This is a genomic window from Nocardioides pakistanensis (assembly GCF_054781215.1).
In genome coordinates, this window is record NZ_BAAGUV010000004.1 from 177,816 (window position 1) to 196,968 (window position 19,153).

The following is a 19,153-nucleotide window of genomic DNA, read 5'->3' on the forward strand; positions in this document are numbered from 1 at the left end:
CCTCGAGCTCGCCGGCGTTGTCGCTGTGGTCGAGGTCGAACACGCTCACCCGCAGCGGACCGTTCTTGGCCGCGGTGAACCGGGTCGTGTAGCTCGCCGAGCCAGAGCAGCCGCCCTTGCCGCCGCGCGGACGCCAGCGGACCGGCTGTCCGTCGACCCACACGTTGAGGGTGTCGGCGACCAACAGGTCGGGGATCGTGGGCAGCCAGCCGGACGCGGTCTTCACACAGGAAGCGTCGGCGCTCTGGCCACCGGAGGTGAACCGTCCGTTGACGATGATCTGGGCGCTCTGCCCCTTGCGGAGCCGGATCTTCGACACCTTGCCGCGGGCCACGTGGGAGTCCACCGAGAACACGTCGCGCTTGATCCGCCACTCGTCCTGGCGCGGCCGCGGGCGCTCCCGGTCGGCCGGCGTCGGGAAGGTCTCGACAGGGGTCACCCGCTGCACCAGCACCCGCAGCTCACCCGAGTTGTCGGAGACGCTGAGCGGGTCCCACAGGTCCAGCCGCATCCGGCTGCGCCGGTCGGCGACCACGTCGGCCACGTGCACGTTGCCCTCACAGCCGGCCGTGGCCGTCCCGTCGAACGGCCGTCCGTCGACGTACAGGTTGCCGTGGTCCTGGCCGGGCACCCGCGGGTCGATCGAGGCCGACTCGTACCAGGTGCCGCGCACCGACACGCACTGGCCGTTGGACCGCACGCCGCCGCCGAGCGTGACGACGCCGGAGACGGTCACCCGGTAGGTGGCGCCGGGCTCGAGGCTGCTGCGGGTGTACGTCGCGCCCGACCGGTTCGCCGGCAGGGTCACGGTCTCGGCGATCAGGCCGGGGCCCACCGCCGGGTTGGTGGAGTACGTCGGGGCCGGGGTCAGCGAGGGGTACTCCGGCAGCGCCGGGGCGACCCTCGCCTTGCGCCGGCCCACGACGAGGGTCAGCCGGCCGCGGGTCGAGGGGTGCTTGCCGAGGACCCGCACCTTGAGGGTCATGTCCCGCGGGGCGGTGTAGGCGGTGCGGTAGGTGTGGGAGGCGTTGCAGCTGTCGCCGAAGACGCGCTTGCCGTTCACCACGAGCGCCAGCGGCCCGAAGGTGCGGCGTACGGCCCGGCGCGGCGTCGCCGTCCACAGCTGCTCGCGCGCGGACCAGGTGCACACGGCGTCGGCGACCTGGTCCGGCCGGCCGAAGCTGTAGAGGCCGGCCGCGGTCAACGAGTAGGTGACCCCCTTGGCGAGCTTGAACTCGGTCTCGACGAGCTCGCCCGCCGCGGGGACGACCAGCCGGGTCATCGGCACCCGGCGCAGGTCGATCACGCCGTCACTCGTGCGCGGGGCGCGGTGGGCGGGGACCACCTTCGGCGCCGGCTTGGGCTTGGGCTTGGGTTGGGGCTTGGTCGCCGGACGCGGCTTGGGCTTCGGGGCCGGCTCGGGCGCGGGCCGCGGGGCAGGCTCCGGTCGCGGTGCCGGCGTCGGCGCGGGCTTGGCGACGGCGGGTCGCGGCGTGCGGTCGTACCAGCTGGTGCGGGCCCGGGCGCCGGCCCAGCTCAGCGAGATGTGCATGTGGTCGCGGTGCCGCAGCGTCACCGAGCAGCCGCGCAGCTTGTTGCAGGCGGAGTGCAGGTAGCGGCGCTTGCGGTAGCCCGAGGACGCCGACCAGATGTGGTCGTTCCAGATCACGTACATGATCCCCATCCGCCGGGCCAGGGCGTTGGCGTTGCCCGACCGGTCGGTGGCGCGCAGCCGCTCGATGAAGTCCTGGGCGTAGGCGCGGTCCCGGCTCGACGCGGCGCTCAGCTGCCAGTCGAACGCACGGCCCTCCTTGTGCTCCGAGGTGCCGGACGCGCCGCAGGAGCGGGAGATGCCCGACGAGCCGGAGCCCGGGTACTTCTTCATCAGGTGATCGGCCAGGATCACCGTGCCCGCCTTCGGCGACGGGGTGCACCGGCTCTGCGGCTGGTAGGTCGGGTAGCCCTCGATCGGGATCGCCTGGGCCGGGGTGGAGGCCGGGATGCCGCTCAGGCTGACCGCGATGGCCAGGAGGGCGACCACCGTGCGGAGGGCATGCGGGACCGAGATGGGCATGACTCATTTCCAGAAGGTGAGGCTCGTCGCTGCGTCGTGCGACCGCTGTGGGACCGACAGACGGCGGCACCCTCTGGGTGGGATGTCCGATCCGTCCCGAGGAGCATAGGTCGGCGCTCGGCGTGTTGTTCACGGTTTTCACAACTTCATCTGGTAGCGCAGCAACCCCTCTGCACCCGCCCGTCACAGCCGGCTGCCGTCGGTGACGCTCAGGCGGCGCTGGTGCCGAAGCCGAACACGGCCAGCGTCCGGGTCTCCTCGTCCTCGGTCCACCACAGCTCCGCGGCCCGCGCCATCGAGGTCACCGGCAGCCACGGCGCGAGGTCCCGCCGGAGCACCTCGACGTCCTCGCCGCGGCCGAGCGGCACCTCCAGGTGCGGCGCCGCCTCGCCGATCTCCCGTGGGCGCGGCAGCTCGGGGAAGAGCCGCAGCAGCCGCTGGCTGAGCCGACGGAACGGCGCGGCGGGCTCGGGCACCAGGTACGTCGAGCCGCCGGGGAACTGGGTCAGCGCGTCGAGCGTGACCTCGAACGGCACCACGTCGGCGAAGAAGGTCCGCAGCTCGCCGAGCACGCCCGCGTCCGGCTCGGCGGTGGCGGTGAACGGGGAGACCAGCGTGACGTGCGGGGTGACCGGCCCCCGGGCGAGGGCGGGTACGACGGACAGCAGACCCGGCAGGGGGACCACCAGAAGGGAGTGTCCGCTCACCGGGCCAACGTAGCGTGCGAGAGCGGCGTCTACGCTGGGCCGTCATGGGTGCGGGACACGGACACGGCGCGCTCGGCCACGGCCATGCCGAGGGGCGTGCCGCCGACCGGGCCCGGCTGCGCCTGGTGCTCCTGGTCACCGTCTCGGTGATCGTGATCCAGGTGGTCGGTGCGGTGCTGAGCGGTTCGCTGGCGCTGCTCGCCGATGCCGGGCACATGGTCACCGACGCGGCCGCGGTCGGCCTGGCGCTGTCGGCGTCCTACGTGGCGACCCTCCCGGCGAGCCCGAGGCGGACCTTCGGCTTCCATCGGGCCGAGATCCTGGCGGCGTTGGTCAACGCCGTGCTGCTGCTCGTGGTGTGCACCTATCTCGTGTGGACCGGGGTGAACCGGCTCCTCGACCCCGAGACCGTCGACGGCGGGCTGATGCTCTGGTTCGCCCTGGTCGGACTCCTGGCCAATGCGGTCTCGCTGGGCATCCTGACCCGGCGCCGGGACTCCTCGCTCAACATGCGTGGCGCCTACCTCGAGGTGCTCGGCGACCTGCTCGGCTCCGTCGCCGTCGTGGCGGCCGCGGTCGTGGTCGTGGCCACCGGGTTCATGGCCGCCGACGCGATCGCCTCGCTGCTGATCGCTGCGCTGATCCTGCCCCGGTCGTTCTCGCTGCTGCGGGAGGCGCTCGACGTGCTGCTCGAGGCGGTGCCCCGCCACGTCGACCTCGACGAGGTGCGCGACCACCTGACCGCCGTACCGGGGGTGGTCGACGTGCACGACCTGCACGCCTGGACGATCACCAGCGGCATGCCGGTGCTGTCCGTGCACGTGACGGTGACCGACCAGGTGGTGGAGGAGCGAGGCGTGTGCCAGCTGCTCGACGACCTCAGCGGCTGCGTGGCGGACCACTTCGACGTGGACCATGCGACGTTCCAGATCGAGCCCGAGTCGCACCGCGGCCACGAGCACCTCGGCGCGGTCGCGCACGACTGAGGGCGGCGGCCTCAGGAGCCGGCCGCGGCGTCGCGGGCCCGCTGGGTGTCGCGGCGGATCCGGCTGACCTTGCGGCCGACCGCGTCGATCCGGGCCGCCAGGGGAGCGTGCTCGTCGACGAGGTCACGGTGGATCTCGGACAGCGGCGCGAGCAGGGCGGTGGGGTCGTCCTCGGTCAGGGACGACGCGAGCGCCTTCGCCCGACGGCGGGCGGCCGTGCCGAGCCCGGTGACCGCGCTGGCCTGGCCGGCCATCTGTCGCAGCTCGGAGGCGTTGGCCCGTGCCCATGCGGCAACGGCACGGTCGCCGGCCCGTTCGTCGCGCGCGGCCTGCACCCGCTCCTCACGAGTCATGCCGGTGTCGCCGGCAGCCGGACGCAGGCGCAGGTAGCGGCGTTCGGCAGCCTGCCGGCTGGTCACGCCGAGGGCAGGTGCGAGGCGTGCCCAGGAGACGCCGTCGTCCCGGGCGGCCTCGATGAGCACGGGCTCCCACGCCAGCAGCTGGTCGCGCAGCTCGTGAAGTGCGGTGAGGGCGGCGAGTGCATCCTCGCCACTGCAGCGCGAGCCGGTGGCCGTCGTACCGCTGACCGCGGTCAGCACCTGGTCGAGGCAGTCACGGGGCTCGCTCACAGACGTCATCGTCACATTGACGGGGATACTTGTCAACGGAATGACGACGTGCTACATCTTGTTACGTGCATTGACATGGATGGAACCGACCAGGAGGTGAAACAACGATGTTGATGCGCACCGACCCGTTCCGTGAGTTCGACCGGCTCGCCTCGCAGCTCCTCGGCGGCGGCACCGCGGGCACGTGGTCCCGGCCCAGTGCCATGGCGATGGACGCCTACCGCGCGGGCGACGAGTTCGTCGTGATGTTCGACCTGCCGGGTGTCACCCCCGACGCGATCGAGGTCGACGTCGAGCGCAACGTCCTCACGGTGAAGGCGGAGCGGCGTCCGACCGTGCACGACGGCGAGGTCGAGATGCAGATCGCCGAGCGTCCGCTGGGCGTGTTCTCACGCCAGCTGTTCCTCGGCGACAACCTTGACACCGACAACATCCACGCGGAGTACGAGTCCGGCGTGCTCAGCCTGCGCATCCCCGTCGCGGAGCAGGCCAAGCCGCGCAAGATCCAGGTCAAGGCCGGCGCCGCCGGCAAGGAGGCCAAGGAGATCAGCGCCTGATCCGGGGGAGGTGACTCCCATGCGATCCCGGGCTCCGACGGGCGCCGCCCCGACGCAGGTGGCGCCCGCCCGCGACCCGGCCCGGGTCGACGACGAGCTGCTCGACCTGCTCTGCGCCGACCCGGCCTGGGTCGACGAGACGTTCTGGGAGATCGTCGCGGCGGACCGGGCCGACCCACCCGGCGGCGACCCGCCGGCGCTGTCGGCCCGGCCGCGGCGCTCCTCCCGGAGGCAGCGGGCCACCACCCGTCGTCCGGGCGTCGGGCGGAGCCAGTGGGCTGCGCACCCGCGCGGCCGCCAGCGGTCTCCGCCCGGGGCTCCGGCGCGAACCCGGGTGCCGACGGGCTCGACCATCCGGTCTCGACAGGCTCGACCACCGGGTGCCGGCGGGCTCGACCACCGGTGGCGCGTCAGCGCGGGTCGGCGACCCGCCCGATGAACAGCGGGGTCGCCGTCGCCACGTCGTGGACCACGAACAGGAACGGCCGGTCCGCGGTCACCTCGCGGGGTGGCTCGACCGGGGCGGACGTGACGCCCATGACCACGGCGGTGGCGGCGGCGGCCTCCGTGCCCTTCTCGTCCACGGTGATCGTCGCCTCGTGCAGCACGTGGCTGATGTGCAGCCGCTCGTCCGAGGTCATCGCGGTGAAGTCGGCGGCCTCGGGGTCGAACGCAGTCGGCATCCCCAGCTCGCTCAGCGCCTCACGGACGCTCAACCTGCTGCGGAAGTCCCAGCGCGGCATGGTCACCCGCACCCCGCCCTCGGCCCTGGCGAACCCGCCGAGCAGCTCGCCGAGCCAGGCGGCGTCCAGGCCCTCCTCCACCGCACCGAGGTCCTCGGGTACGACGAGCGCCATCGCGAGCTCGCCGCCGACATACGGCATCCGGGCTGCGACCCAGCCGGAGCCCTCGGCGTACTCCGCCTGCATGAGGAGCTGGGTGACCAGGTCCACCTTGACCTGCTCGCCGTCGCCGAGGGTGAACCGAGCCCCGTTCCGTTCGTCCTCGAACGGCTCCAGCCAGGGCGCCTTGAAGTGGATGGCGTTGACCAGCGCCAACCGGGTCAGCGCGTCGAAGACCCCCTCGGGGACCAGCTCGGTGATCTTGTCGCGCGTGTGCTCGGCGGTCCACTCGTTGACCAGCTCGCGCGCCCGCTCGGCGTCTGCGACGTAGTCGACCAGCTGCATCCCAGCGCCGTACTCGCGCGCCAGCGTGTCCAGGAACTCCTGCTCCCAGGCCAGGTCGTGCTGGCCCCACAGCGAGCTGGCCACCGAGAGCGCCACCTCCGCCTTGCCGCCCTCGGGGAGCTCGTGGCTGCGCGAGCGCGACTCCAGCCGCGCCGACAGCTCGTTCATCCCGCCGTGCAGCCGGTCGCCCGGCGGCGCGTGAAGCACGCTGTCCATCTCCGACGCGGTCCTGCCCGCAGCGCCGGCGCGGGTCATCGCGAGCGCGACGGCGACCGAGTACGGCGAGAGCACCAGGTTGCCGCGGGTGCCGGCGGCGGCCAGCCGGTACAGGTCCCCGGTGAACGCCTGCACCTCCGCCACGACGTCGGGGAGCGCGTCGCTGTTGCCGGGTGACCGCCGTACGCCGGACGCCGCGAGGCCGATCCCGGCGCCACCTCCTCCGGACTCGGCAGACTCGCCGCACCCGGTGAGCGCGGACAACCCGGAGCCGGCCACGGCCATCAGCAGGGCCGCTCGGAGCGCGTCACGTCTGGTCAGCATGTCGATCGGACGCACCGGCGCGCGGGCGGGTTCCGTCCCCGTCGGACACCGGAGTCAGAGCACCAGGAACGCGCCGAAGACGGGAGGCAGCGCGCCGAGCAGCAGCCACGGCGACAGCGGTGAGCGCTGGTGGATCATCAGCCCGACGGCGACCGCGATCGCGCCGAACGCCCCGGAGATCACCAGCAGGCCGACCTGCCGGTCCAGCCCGTCGACGTACATCGCCGCGAGCACCAGCCCCGCGGCGAGGTGCAGGATCGTGCTGACCGCCAGCGTGGACATCACCCAGCGCTGGACCTGGGTCAGGCTCATCGACTCCGGCCGCTGCGGTCGCGGCTGGCCCGGGACCATGAGGTGCTTGCGGGGGCGCGGCTGCCGGGTGGGTACTGCCGGCGTGAGCTCGGGCATGGTGCCTCTTCAATCGGGTCGCGCGGGCGGCGACCCCCTCGATTCTAGGCCGCGGCCCTGGCACAAGCGGCTGCGGTCGTGACCTTTGCCCCTGACCGGCTGCCGGTGACGTGGCTAGCGTGGTTCACGGGTCTCGCGAAGGGAGTCCCGGATGACACTCCCAGCAACCCGCAAGCCTCGCCCGTCGGTGGCCGCACGGCGCACCGGGTACGTGATCGCGGCGCTGGTCAACGCAGTCCTGCTGTACCTGGTCAACGTGTGGCCCGGGTGGGAGGAGCTGCCGTTCCTCACGTCGGAGACCACCGAGGTGCTCGGCTGGGTGAACGCCTCGATGATCGCCGGGATCATCACCAACCTGGTCTACGTCGGCCGCGACACCAACCGGGTGCGCGCCGCCGGTGACCTGGTCACGACCGGGATCGGACTGGTGGCGATGGTCCGGATGTGGCAGGTGTTCCCGTTCGACTTCGACCTGTCCGGCCTGGACTGGGCGATCGTGGCCCGCGTGTTCTTGGTGATCGGCATCGTCGGCAGCGCAATCGCGATGGTGGTGCGGCTGGTGTCCCTCCTGTCGGACACGGGCTCGCGACGCTGACAGTTCCACTGTGAGAATGCGCGGCATGACTGACGCGTACGCACTCGGACAGGGAACCGGCCCGCTCAAGGGCATCAGGGTCGTCGAGCTCGCCGGCATCGGCCCCGGCCCGCACGCCGCGATGCTGCTCGCCGACCTCGGCGCCGACGTGGTCCGAGTCGAGAAGCCCGGGGGTGCTGCCAGCGCCGGTTCGCGCGACACCGACCTGCTCACCCGGGGCCGACCGAGCGTCGCGATGAACCTCAAGGACCCGGCCGCGGTGGCCGCCGTGCTCGACCTCGTCGAGACCGCCGACGTCCTGATCGAGGGAATGCGTCCCGGTGCGGCCGAGCGGCTCGGGCTCGGGCCCGAGGAGTGCCATGCCCGCAACCCGCGGCTGGTCTACGGCCGGATGACCGGCTGGGGGCAGGACGGGCCGCTGGCGCACACCGCCGGGCACGACATGAACTACATCGGCATCTCCGGCTCGTTGCACGGCCTCGGCCAGAGCGCGGAGCGGCCGATGTTCCCGTCGAACCTGCTCGGCGACTTCGGAGGCGGATCGACGTACCTGGTCATCGGGGTGCTCGCCGCGCTCCTCGAGGCCCGCACCAGTGGGCAGGGCCAGGTCGTCGACGCGGCGATCGTCGACGGCTCGGCGCACCTCAACGCGATGCTCGCCAGCATGATCGCCGGCGGCGGCTGGCGTGAGGAGCGTGCGAAGAACCTGCTCGACGGCGGCATGCCGTTCTACGACATCTACGAGACCGCCGACGGCCGCCACATGGCGGTGGGGTCGCTGGAGCCGCAGTTCTACGACGAGCTGGTGGCCGGCCTGGGCCTGGCCGACGCGCTTCCCGACCGGTACGACTTCGCCCGGCACGACGAGCTGCGCAGTGCGATCGCCGCGCGGTTCAAGGAGCGCACGCAGGCGGAGTGGGCCGAGGTGTTCGACGGCACCGACGCCTGCTGCACGCCGATCCTGCCGCTGACCGAGGCCGCCGAGCACCCGCACCTGAAGGCGCGGGAGACGTACGTGACCCGCAACGGGATCCTCCAGCCCGCCCCCGCGCCGCGGTTCTCGCGCACCCAGGCGTCGCTGAGCACCGGCCCGAGCGTCCCGGGTGGCGGCACCCGTGCCGCGCTGGAGGCGTGGGGGGTCAAGGACGTCGACGCGCTGCTCGAGTCGGGCGCGGCCGTCCAAGCCTGACCCTGGGGGATTTGGAGAGCTCACTCGCAACGTTCTGCACCGTTTTCGGCGCAAGAACGGTGCATTTCGTTGCAAGTGCGAGGCCCGGGCCGGGGGTCTCGAGACGCTCGCTGCGCTCCCTCCTCGACCACCGGCAGCGCTTCCTCGTCAAGCGACACAGATCACACGTCCGGGCCTGTTGGACGTTGACAGTGATGGTGTCACAATCAGGTATCTCCGTCGGCCCCGTCGCGGGCCGGCCTTTCCGGTCATCGAGACGTTGGGACGAACCATGAGCCAGGCCGACGTGCCACAAGCATTCGTGTACGACGCCCTCCGCACGCCGCGGGGCAAGGGCAAGAAGAACGGGTCGCTTCACGAGGTGAAGCCGATCGACCTGGTCGTGGGCCTGCTCGACGCCGTGCAGGAGCGCAACCCGGGCCTGGACCCCGAGCGCGTCGACGACGTGGTGCTCGGTGTGGTCAGCCCGATCGGTGACCAGGGTGCCGACATCGCCAAGACCGCGGCGCTGAAGGCCGGCTACCCCGACACCGTCGCCGGTGTGCAGCTCAACCGGTTCTGCGCGTCGGGCCTGGAGGCGGTCAACCAGGCCGCAGCCCGCGTCCGCTCCGGCTTCGAGGACCTGATCCTCGCCGGCGGCGTCGAGTCGATGTCGCGGGTGCCGATGGGCTCCGACGGCGGTGCGTGGGCGTCGGACCCGGCGACCGCGTTCGACACGGCGTTCGTCCCGCAGGGCATCGGCGCCGACCTGATCGCGACCATCGAGGGCTTCAAGCGCGAGGACGTCGACGCGTTCGCCGCGGAGTCGCAGGCCCGGGCCGCCAAGGCGCAGGCCAACGGGTACTTCGACAAGTCGCTCGTGCCGGTCAAGGACATCAACGGGATCACCGTCCTCGACCACGACGAGTTCATCCGCCCCGGCACGACCGTCGAGTCGCTGGCCGGCCTCAAGCCGTCGTTCGCCGACATCGGTGAGCAGGGCGGCTTCGACGCCGTGGCGCTGGAGAAGTACCACTGGGTCGAGAAGATCGACCACGTCCACCACGCCGGCAACTCCTCGGGCATCGTCGACGGCGCGGCCCTGATGTTGCTGGGCACCGAGCAGGTCGGCAAGGACCTCGGCCTGACCCCGCGGGCGCGGATCGTGTCCGCCGCGGTCTCCGGCGCGGACCCGACGATCATGCTCACCGGCCCCGCGCCGGCCTCGCGCAAGGCGCTGGCCAAGGCCGGGATGACACCTGCGGACATCGACCTCTTCGAGATCAACGAGGCCTTCGCTGCGGTGGCGCTGCGCTTCATGCGCGACCTGGACCTGCCGGCGGAGAAGGTCAACGTCAACGGTGGCGCGATCGCGATGGGCCACCCGCTCGGCGCGACCGGGGCGATGATCCTCGGCACGCTCATCGACGAGCTCGAGCGCCGCGACCAGCGCTTCGGTCTGGCCACGCTCTGCGTCGGCGGTGGCATGGGTATCGCCACCATCGTCGAGCGCCTCTGACCCTCCGCACCGACACCGTCGACCAAGACCTCCTCCTCAAGGACACAGACACACATGACTGAGACCGCCCAGCAGAGCGCCGTCCGGTACGACAAGGACAGCGACGGGATCGTCGTACTCACCCTCGACGACCCCACTCAGAGTGCCAACACGATGAACGACCTCTACAAGGACTCGATGGCCGCCGCCGTCGAACGCCTGGAGGCCGAGAAGGACGACATCACCGGCGTGGTGATCACCAGCGCGAAGAAGACCTTCTTCGCCGGCGGTGACCTGAAGAACATGATCAAGGCCGGCCCCGAGGACGCCCCGCAGATCTTCGCGATGGCCGAGTCGATCAAGGCCCAGCTGCGCCGGCTGGAGACGCTCGGCAAGCCCGTCGTCGCCGCGATCAACGGTGCCGCGCTCGGTGGCGGCCTGGAGATCACCCTCGCCTGCCACCACCGGATCGCCGTGGACGGCCGCTACGAGCTCGGCCTGCCCGAGGTCTCCCTGGGCCTGCTGCCCGGTGGCGGCGGGGTGACCCGGATGGTGCGGATGTTCGGCCTGTACGACGCGCTGATGGGCTACCTGCTCACCGGCACCAAGCTCAAGCCCGCCGCCGCGAAGGAGAAGGGACTCGTCGACGAGGTCGTCGCGACCCAGGACGAGCTCGTCCCCGCGGCCAAGAAGTGGATCCTGGCCCACAAGGACGACGCCGAGGCCGCCAGCCAGCCGTGGGACCGTCCCGGCTACAAGATGCCCGGCGGCATCCCGTCGAACCCGAAGCTGGCCTCGGTGCTGCCGGCGTTCCCGGCCAACCTGCGCAAGCAGGCCAAGGGCGCTGACTACCCGGCACCGAAGGCGATCATGTCCGCGGCCGTCGAGGGCGCGCAGGTCGACTTCGACACCGCCTCGCGGATCGAGTCGAGGTACCTGACCAAGCTGATCACCGGCCCGGTGTCGAAGAACATGATCCAGGCGTTCTTCTTCGATCTGTCCGCGATCAACTCCGGCTCCCTGCGGCCCGAGGGCGTCGAGAAGTTCAAGGCCACCAAGGTCGGTGTCCTCGGCGCCGGGATGATGGGCGCGGGCATCGCCTACTCGTGTGCCCGCTCCGGCATGGAGGTCGTGCTCAAGGACGTCAGCGCCGAGAACGCCGAGAAGGGCAAGGGCTACTCGGTCAAGCTCCTCGACAAGGCCGTCGACCGCGGCAAGATGACCCGTGAAGCCGCCGACGAGGTGCTCGCCCGGATCACCCCGACCGCCGACCCCGGTGACCTCAAGGGCTGCGACCTGGTGATCGAGGCTGTCTTCGAGGACCCGAGCCTGAAGAACAAGGTGTTCGCCGAGATCCTCGACGTGGTGAACCCCGACGCGCTGCTGTGCTCCAACACCTCGACGCTGCCGATCACCGGCCTCGCCGAGGGTGTCGACCGGCCTGAGGACTTCATCGGCCTGCACTTCTTCTCACCCGTGGACAAGATGCCGCTCGTCGAGATCATCCGCGGCGCGAAGACCTCCGACAAGGCCGTGGCCCAGGCCATCGACGTCGTGCAGCAGATCAAGAAGACCCCGATCGTGGTCAACGACAGCCGCGGCTTCTACACCTCGCGGGTGATCGGCGTACAGATCAACGAGGGCCTGGCCATGCTCGGCGAGGGCGTGCACCCGATGACCGTCGAGCGCGCAGCCACCCAGGCCGGCTACCCGGTCGGCCCGCTGCAGATCACCGACGAGCTCAACATGGAGCTGATGGTCAAGATCCGCAACGCCACCAGGGCCGGCGTCGAGGCCGAGGGCGGCACCTACACGCCGCACCCGGCGGAGGCCGTGATCGACAAGATGATCGAGCTCGGTCGCTCCAGCAAGCTGAAGGGTGCCGGCTTCTACGAGTACGACGAGTCCGGCCGGCGTGCCGGGTTGTGGGCGGGACTGGCCGAGACCTTCCCGGTCGCCGAGCAGCAGCCCGACTTCGACGAGCTCAAGGACCGGATGCTGTTCATCGAGTCGATCGAGACCGCCCGCTGCTTCGAGGAGGGCGTCATCGAGTCGGCCGCCGCGGCCAACATCGGCTCGATCTTCGGGATCGGCTTCCCGGCCAACACCGGCGGTGCGGTGCAGTTCATGCACGGCTACCCGGGTGGTCTGCCGGCGTTCGTCGCCCGGGCGCGCGAGCTCGCCGCGAAGCACGGTGCCCGGTTCGAGCCGCCGGCGTACCTGGTGAACCTCGCCGAGAAGGGCGAGCGCTTCCCGGCCTGACGGGGCCCCGGCCCTTGGGCGGATTACCAAGTGAACATGGGAAAGCGCCACTTAACACGGTGAACGTGCCGTGCCAAGTGGCGCTTTTCCGTGCCAAGTGCGTCGGGGACTCAGCCTGCCGCGCGGCATCCGGGTGCGCGCCGGCCCGGGATGCTGGTGAGCACCCTGGTCCGTCCCTATCGTTCAGCTGAACGGTTGTGACGGCTTCTCCGGCGACTCCGACGTCACATCAGCTCAGCTGAACGATTGTGACGTTGCGGTAGGCCGACGACCGGCGATGCTCGCGATCACACCGGCCGGCCCGCCGCGGAAGATCCGAGTAACCCCCACGCGTGGGCGCGAACTCTTGAGAACCTTGTCCGTGTGACCAACCTCGTCGACGTCTCCGCCCTGTGGGTGCGGTTCGGCCTGGTCGACGCCGTCCGCGGGGTCGACCTCCGGGTCGCCGCAGGGGGGTCGGTCGCGTTGCTCGGCCGCAACGGCGCGGGCAAGTCGACGACGATGCGCGTCCTGGCCGGCGTCGTGCCGCCCACCGCCGGCACCGTCGAGGTCGGTGGGTACGACGTGCACGCCGACCCGCTGGCGGTACGACGGCTCACCGGCTACTGCCCCGACGTCGGCGGTCTCGTGCCACGCGCGACACCGTGGGAGCACCTCCAGCTCGCCGCCCGGCTGCGCCGGATGCCCGCGGGATGGGAGAGCCGGGCGCAGGACCTGCTCGAGCGGTTCGAGCTCGGCGCCGCCGCACACCGGGTCACCGCTGGGTTCAGCCACGGCATGGGCCGCCGGATGTCGGTGCTGCTCGCGGTATTCCACGAACCCGACGTGCTGCTGCTCGACGAGCCGTTCGACGGGGTCGACCCGCTCGGCGTCGAGGCGACGATGGAGGTGGTCGCCGACGCCCGGGCAAGGGGCGCCGCGGTGCTCGTCTCGACGCACCTGCGGGAGCTCGCCGTGCAGGCCTGCGAGCAGGCGGTCGTCCTCCGGGGTGGGACGGCGGTCGCCGCGGTGCCCGCGCACGAGATGAGTGGTGAGGACGGGGCCGGTGCCTACCGGGCGCTTCTCGACTGACCGGCCCGGACGCCAGCCCGGACGCCGGCCCGGACGCCGGCTCGGACGCCGGTCGGGTCCGCGGTCCGGCGCGCTGCTACGCGAGGCGGCGCGGGCGGTCGCCGACGTGCCGGCCCTGGTGCGCTTCCGCGCCGCGGCCGTGCGAGGACGGTCGCGGCGGCTGGTCGTCATGGCGTTCGCCCTGCTCGTCGTACTCACCGTCGCCGCCGGCTGGGCCCCGGCGCACCTGCCCGGCGCCGGGGGATCTCCGCTTCCCGGCGGCGCGCCGAGCCGGCTGAGCTCGTTCGAGATCGCGCTGCTGCTGCCCAGCCTCTACCTCGGCGCCCTGGCGATCGCGGTCATCGCCGCCGCGTCCGCGGGAGGGGGCCGTGAGCTGCTGCCGCGCGAGCTCGGGGTCGCCTACCCGGTCAGCCCGACCACCGACCACCTCGGGGCGCTGTTGATGGCGCCGCTGAACATCGCCTGGCTGCTGCAGGCCTGGCTCGCGCTGGCCGCGACCGCCTTCGCGCTCGGGCCGGACAACCTGCTCGCGGTCCAGCTGCCGGTGCTGTTGTGGCTGGCGGTGGCGACCGCCGCTGCGCAGCTGATCGGCTGGGCGATCGAGTGGCTGCGCCGCGGACCGCACGGCCTGTGGCTGGTGCGTGGCCTCGGCGCCTTGCTCGCCGTCGGCGGCGGGTGGCTGATCGCGACCGACAGGTTCGTCCCGGCGCTCGACCGCTCACCGACGCTCGAGGTGCTGCTCGTCGCGCTCGACGGCGCCCAGGGGCACTGGGCGGACTGGGCCAAGGGCCTGGGGACGCTGGCCTTCGGCGGTCTCGTGGTGATCGTCGCCGGCGCGTTCGTTGCCCACGCCCTGGCCCGTCGGCCGGTCCTGGAGGAGACCCGGATGGAGTCCTGGGTCCGCGAACGGCGGCCCGACCCGACCTCCGACCTCGCGGCGCTGATCCGCGTCGACCGGGCCGGGGTGTGGCGTGCGGTGCCGCTGCGGCGAGGGTTCGCCGTGCTCGCGCTCCTGCCCGGGCTGGTCGCACTGGCCAGCCGGCTGGAGTGGCACATGCTCACGATCCTGCCTGGGCTGGTCGCCTCGGGCGCCACCCTGTTGTTCGGGGTCAACGCCTGGGCGTTGGACGCCCGTGGCGCGCTGTGGCGCGAGACGCTGCCGGTGCCGCCCCGGCTGGTGTTCGCCTCGCGGGCGCTGGTGCTCACCGAGGTGCTCGCGGCCGCCACCGGCCTCACCCTGGTCATGGCGTCGCTGCGGACCGCCGCGCCGCCGACTGCCGCGGAGCTGGTGGCCGTGCTCTGCGCCACCGTCGTCGTGATCCTCCAGGTCGTGTCCGGCTCGATGCGCTGGTCGGTGTCGCGGCCGTTCACGGTCGACCTGCGCAGCGCGCGGGCCACCCCGGCTCCGCCGCTGACCATGGTGGGCTACTCCACCCGCCTGGCCCTGGTCACGACGCTCACGGCGGTGCTGTTCGCCGCCACGGCGCAGATGTCGTGGCAGCTGTCGCTGGTGCTCGCCGTACCCTTCTTGCTGGTCTCCGGCCTCCGGCTCGCCCGCACCGCGGCCGCCTGGTCGACACCGCAGACCCGCTCCCGGGTGGTCACGACCGTCGCCGCCTGACCTGTGGAGAACCGGTCCCGAGGCCCGAGTTCTGTCCGTGCCCGCTGCCGTTCGGCTATGGCTCCGACCTCGCCCGCGCCGAGCTGCTCTACACCAGCCTGCTGCTCCAGGCCGGCACCGGGCTGCAGCGCACCTCCGCCCCGCCCGGGGAGAGCCTCGCCGCCTACCGTCGCTCCTGGCTCGCCGGATTCACCTCCGCGGTGGTCCGCCGGCTGACCGAGGCCGAGGAGCGCGCGCGTGCGACGGCGTCGGCGGCCGCCGGATCGGAGTCCGGCCCGTCTGTCGCGCTGGTGCTCGCCGACCGGTCTGTGCAGGTGCGCGACGCGATGCAGAGCGAGTACCCCCACCTCCGCAAGGCCCAGCCACGCTCGCTGTCGGGCAGCGGCGGCTGGTCCGGCTACGCCGCCGGACAGCGTGCCGACCTCGGCGGGACCCGGGTCGGCGCCGGAGCACGCCGAGCCCTGGGGTGACCTGCCTCGGCCGGTCGTCGCGCCGGCACGTGGCCCTGCACGACGCCCTGCACGCAACTCAGCACGAGTCCCGGCACGCTCGCCGGGGTGCGGTGCGCCGCGGCCGCCCGGCGCACTAAGACAGCGCGTCAAGCCAACGTGCGGCTCTCCGCGGGGAGCAGTCGTAGCCACCGGTAGCCGTAGCCGTCCAGGGTCAGCTCCACCGACCCGTCGTCGCCCAGCTCCGTGCTCCCGTCCTGCAGCAGGTCGACCAGCCGGCAGTCCGGGTCGCAGTCCTCCAACCGGAGCGGCACGGTGCGCGGCTCCGGGGACAGGTTGTGCACGGTGACCAGTCGGCGCTCCTGCCACCGGCTCTCGTGCGCGATCACGCCGCGGTGCGGCTGGTCCAGCAGGTTCACGTCCGACCAGCCGAGCTCGGGACACTCGCGGTAGCGACGGACCAACAGCGTGAGGAAGCTGAGCAGCGAGTCTCGGTCGGAGCGCTGGTCGGCCACGTTCACGTGCTCGGGTCCGAACGCGCCGTCCACCACGGGGCGGGGCAGCCGTGCCGGGCGGGCGGTGGAGAACCCTCCGTTGCGGCCGTCGGTCCACTGCATCGGCGTGCGCACCGCCAGCCGGCCGTCGATGTCGAGGTTCTCGCCCATGCCGATCTCCTCGCCGTAGAACAGCGCCGGCGTGCCGGGCATCGCGAACATCAGGCTGTAGGTCATCCGGATCCGTCGCGGGTCGCCGGCCAGCATCGGCGGCAGCCGCCGGCGCAGGCCTCGCCCGAAGATCTGCATCTGCGGGTCGGGTCCGAAGGCCGCGAAGACCTCCTGCCGCTCGCTCTCGCTGAGCTTGTCGAGGGTCAGCTCGTCGTGGTTGCGCGCGAAGGAGACCCACTGCGAGTCGGGGGAGACGTCGGGCCGCCGCTTGAGCGTGCGCACCAGCGGGCGCGCGTCGTGCCGGGCAAGCGCGAGGTACATGTTCTGCATGCCGACGAAGTCGAACATCATCGTGAGCTCGTCGCCGTCACGGCCGCCGAAGAACTTCTTCTGCTCGGCGTAGGGCAGGTTCACCTCGCCGAGGAGGATCCCGTCACCGGTGCGCCGGCCGAGGAACGAGCGCAGCGCGGCCAGGTAGTCGTGCGGGTCGGCGAAGTCGGCGGCCTCCTTCGGCGCGACCCCGGTGAGGCCGAGGAAGAACGGCACGGCGTCCACCCGGAACCCCGAGATGCCCAGCTCCAGCCAGAAGCCCATCATCTTCGCGATCTCGTCGCGCACCCGCGGGTTTGCGATGTTGAGGTCCGGCTGGTGCTTGTAGAACTGGTGCAGGTAGTACTCCCCGGTGCGCTCGTCGAGCTCCCAGATGCTGTCCTCCTGGTCGGGGAAGACCACCTGGTCGGAGGTGTCCTGCTCCGGCGGCTCGCTGCGCCAGACGTAGAAGTCGCGGTACGGCGAGTCTTTGCTCGACCGCGCGGCCTTGAACCACGGGTGCCGGTCGGAGGTGTGGTTGACCACCAGGTCGACGATCACGCGCATCCCGCGGTCGCGTGCGGTGCGGATCAGCTCGACCAGGTCGCCGTGCGTGCCGAGCCGGCTGTCGACGCCGTAGAAGTCGGTGATGTCGTAGCCGTCGTCGCGGTCCGCGGTCGGGTAGAACGGCATCAGCCACAGGCAGGTCACGCCGAGCTCGGCGAGGTAGTCGATCCTCTCGGTGACCCCGGCGAAGTCACCGCACCCGTCGCCGTTCCAGTCCAGGAACGTCTGCACGTCGAGGCAGTAGATGACCGCGGTCTTCCACCACAGGTCCGCGGTATCGCTGGTGCGCACGGTGTCCTCCCTTGTACGTCGCTCGCCCGGTCGCCCTTCGCCGGCCGTCCTTCGCCGGCCGGCCCTCACCCGCTATCCGCCCGATCTCTCACCGGCCGGCGCCCCCGCCTCTCACCGGCCGAGGAGCTGCGGCAGCACCCGCTCCCCGAACGCCTCCTGGAACCGGGCCTGCTCCTGCCCCACGTGGTGCAGGTACAGCTCGTCGAAGCCGAGGTCGAGGAACTCCGCGAGCCAGGCGGCGTGCTGCCCGAGGTCCTCCGACACCAGCACCACCTCGCGGACCTGCTCGATCGGCACGTGCTCGGAGGCGAGGTCGAACACCTCGACGGAGTCGATGTCCCACGACGCCGGCGGAGGGAAGGTGTTGGAGCGCCACTGGTCGTGCGCGATCGCCTCCGCCTCCTCGCGGGTCGGCGCCCAGGACAGGTGCACCTGCAGCCGCAGTGGTCCGCGCCCGCCGGCACCGCGGTAGGCCTCGACCATCCGGCGCAGCTTGTCGTGCGGTTGGTTGACCGTGACCAGCCCGTCGGCCCAGGCGCCGACCCGGCCGGCGGTCTCCACGCTGACTGCGGGCCCGACCAGCTCGGGGACCGGGTCGGGCAGCGACCACAACCGCGCCCCGTGCACGGTGACCAGGCCGTCGTGGGTGACCTCCTCGCCGGCGAGCAGCCGCCGGATCACCGTCACGCACTCCTCGAGCCGGGCGTCGCGGACCTCCTTGGGCGGCCAGGGGGCACCGGTGATCCGCTCGTTGGAGGCCTCACCCGAACCGAGCGCGGCCCAGATCCGCCCGGGGAACATCGCCCCGAGCGTGCCGAGCGCCTGCGCCACGATCGCCGGGTGGTACCGCTGTCCCGGCGCGTTCACCACCCCGAACGGCAGGTCCGTGGACGCGAGCGCGGCGCCCAGCCATGACCAGGCGAACCCGGAGTGGCCCTGCCTGCTGCTCCACGGCACGAAGTGGTCCGACGACATCGCGGCGGTGAAGCCGACCTGCTCGGCGCGGCGTACGTCCTCCAGCAGCGCCCGCGGGTGGATCTGCTCGTGGGAGCAGTGGAAGCCGATCACCGCCATGTCAGCGGTCGCTCGAGCGGGCCCGGTTCTCCGCGAGGTAGGCCAGCCGCTTGAGTGCCTCGATGTTGCGCGGGTGCAGCATCAGGTCCTGCGCGGGGGCGGGCAGCAGCTTCGCCGGGCCGTTCACCGCGCGCTCCTCCATCACGACCTCGGTCTGGCCTCGGCCCAGGTCGGTGCAGGTCAGCCGCACCCGCCCCTCGCCGGTGGGCCATGCCTTCACCCGCAGCTGGAGCAGCCGCGGGGGGTCGACCTCCTCGACCTCGGTGTGGTCGCTGAGCAGCAGCGGCCACGCGCCGACCGAGTGGTGGATGCGGGAGCCGACGTGCGGCCAGTTCGGGTCGACGCCGCGGATCCGGGCGGCACCGACCACCCACATGCCGTAGGTCCACCCGTCCTCCAGCACGGCGAAGACGTCCTCAGGGGTGCAGCTCATGATGCGCGTGGTCCGGCTCATGAGCCAGTTCTACCCCCGCCCGTCGGGCTCATGCCATGGCC

General features: G+C 72.0%; 17 protein-coding genes. 9 read left to right on the plus strand and 8 right to left on the minus strand.

Annotation, left to right across the window (positions count from 1 at the left end; translation table 11 throughout):
* On the minus strand, positions 1 to 2,074 hold a 2,074-nt coding region (locus ACYVIH_RS02270; protein ID WP_460865496.1), incomplete at its 3' end, for a hypothetical protein.
* 209 nt (positions 2,075 to 2,283) lie between these two features.
* Positions 2,284 to 2,781: a 2'-5' RNA ligase family protein gene (locus ACYVIH_RS02275; RefSeq protein ID WP_460865498.1), complete on the minus strand. Its 498-nt coding sequence runs from the start codon at positions 2,779 to 2,781 to the stop codon at positions 2,284 to 2,286.
* Between the two features lie 44 nt (positions 2,782 to 2,825).
* Here ACYVIH_RS02275 and ACYVIH_RS02280 point away from each other — a divergent pair, with 44 nt between their 5' ends.
* Complete coding sequence (locus tag ACYVIH_RS02280) at positions 2,826 to 3,767, plus strand: cation diffusion facilitator family transporter (protein ID WP_460865500.1); 942 nt, start codon at positions 2,826 to 2,828, stop codon at positions 3,765 to 3,767.
* 11 nt (positions 3,768 to 3,778) lie between these two features.
* Here ACYVIH_RS02280 and ACYVIH_RS02285 read toward each other — a convergent pair whose 3' ends face one another.
* Positions 3,779 to 4,396, minus strand: coding sequence for a hypothetical protein (locus ACYVIH_RS02285; protein ID WP_460865502.1), 618 nt, complete (start codon positions 4,394 to 4,396; stop codon positions 3,779 to 3,781).
* A 107-nt stretch (positions 4,397 to 4,503) separates the two neighbouring features.
* Here ACYVIH_RS02285 and ACYVIH_RS02290 point away from each other — a divergent pair, with 107 nt between their 5' ends.
* Positions 4,504 to 4,953, plus strand: coding sequence for an Hsp20/alpha crystallin family protein (locus ACYVIH_RS02290; protein ID WP_460865505.1), 450 nt, complete (start codon positions 4,504 to 4,506; stop codon positions 4,951 to 4,953).
* Between the two features lie 19 nt (positions 4,954 to 4,972).
* Positions 4,973 to 5,392: a hypothetical protein gene (locus ACYVIH_RS02295; RefSeq protein ID WP_460865507.1), complete on the plus strand. Its 420-nt coding sequence runs from the start codon at positions 4,973 to 4,975 to the stop codon at positions 5,390 to 5,392.
* Here the strand turns inward: ACYVIH_RS02295 and ACYVIH_RS02300 are convergent.
* Both ACYVIH_RS02300 and ACYVIH_RS02305 read right to left on the minus strand, forming a co-directional pair.
* The gene (locus ACYVIH_RS02300; RefSeq protein WP_460865509.1) at positions 5,364 to 6,680 is read right to left on the minus strand and encodes a serpin family protein; all 1,317 of its coding nucleotides are present in this window, start codon (positions 6,678 to 6,680) and stop codon (positions 5,364 to 5,366) included. The genes ACYVIH_RS02295 and ACYVIH_RS02300 overlap by 29 nt on opposite strands.
* Positions 6,681 to 6,734: 54 nt before the next feature.
* The gene (locus ACYVIH_RS02305; protein ID WP_460865511.1) at positions 6,735 to 7,088 is read right to left on the minus strand and encodes a hypothetical protein; all 354 of its coding nucleotides are present in this window, start codon (positions 7,086 to 7,088) and stop codon (positions 6,735 to 6,737) included.
* Positions 7,089 to 7,239: 151 nt separating this feature from the next.
* Between ACYVIH_RS02305 and ACYVIH_RS02310 the strand changes: the two genes are divergently transcribed.
* From ACYVIH_RS02310 to ACYVIH_RS02335, 6 genes are all read left to right on the plus strand, one after another.
* Entirely contained in the window at positions 7,240 to 7,683 is a 444-nt protein-coding gene (locus tag ACYVIH_RS02310) for a hypothetical protein (RefSeq protein WP_460865514.1), read from the plus strand.
* 25 nt (positions 7,684 to 7,708) lie between these two features.
* Positions 7,709 to 8,872, plus strand: a complete 1,164-nt coding sequence (locus ACYVIH_RS02315; RefSeq protein WP_460865516.1) for a CaiB/BaiF CoA transferase family protein — start codon at positions 7,709 to 7,711, stop codon at positions 8,870 to 8,872.
* 286 nt (positions 8,873 to 9,158) lie between these two features.
* Positions 9,159 to 10,370 (plus strand): acetyl-CoA C-acetyltransferase, encoded by a 1,212-nt coding sequence (locus tag ACYVIH_RS02320; RefSeq protein ID WP_460865743.1) that lies wholly within the window; start codon positions 9,159 to 9,161, stop codon positions 10,368 to 10,370.
* Between the two features lie 54 nt (positions 10,371 to 10,424).
* The gene (locus ACYVIH_RS02325) at positions 10,425 to 12,611 is read left to right on the plus strand and encodes a 3-hydroxyacyl-CoA dehydrogenase NAD-binding domain-containing protein (RefSeq protein WP_460865519.1); all 2,187 of its coding nucleotides are present in this window, start codon (positions 10,425 to 10,427) and stop codon (positions 12,609 to 12,611) included.
* Positions 12,612 to 12,974: 363 nt separating this feature from the next.
* Complete coding sequence (locus tag ACYVIH_RS02330) at positions 12,975 to 13,682, plus strand: ABC transporter ATP-binding protein (protein WP_460865522.1); 708 nt, start codon at positions 12,975 to 12,977, stop codon at positions 13,680 to 13,682.
* Entirely contained in the window at positions 13,657 to 15,303 is a 1,647-nt protein-coding gene (locus ACYVIH_RS02335) for a hypothetical protein (protein WP_460865524.1), read from the plus strand. Before ACYVIH_RS02330 ends, ACYVIH_RS02335 begins: the two co-directional genes overlap by 26 nt.
* A gap of 598 nt (positions 15,304 to 15,901) precedes the next feature.
* On the opposite strand, the gene ACYVIH_RS02340 is transcribed toward ACYVIH_RS02335, so the two are convergent.
* The 3 genes from ACYVIH_RS02340 to ACYVIH_RS02350 form a co-directional block, all read right to left on the minus strand.
* The gene (locus ACYVIH_RS02340) at positions 15,902 to 17,584 is read right to left on the minus strand and encodes an alpha-amylase family protein (RefSeq protein WP_460865526.1); all 1,683 of its coding nucleotides are present in this window, start codon (positions 17,582 to 17,584) and stop codon (positions 15,902 to 15,904) included.
* Positions 17,585 to 17,695: 111 nt separating this feature from the next.
* Positions 17,696 to 18,658 carry a TIGR03885 family FMN-dependent LLM class oxidoreductase gene (locus ACYVIH_RS02345; RefSeq protein ID WP_460865528.1) on the minus strand — a complete coding sequence of 321 codons (963 nt, stop codon included), beginning with the start codon at positions 18,656 to 18,658 and terminating at the stop codon, positions 17,696 to 17,698.
* 1 nt (position 18,659) lies between these two features.
* Complete coding sequence (locus ACYVIH_RS02350) at positions 18,660 to 19,112, minus strand: SRPBCC family protein (protein ID WP_460865529.1); 453 nt, start codon at positions 19,110 to 19,112, stop codon at positions 18,660 to 18,662.
* Positions 19,113 to 19,153 lie beyond the last annotated feature (41 nt).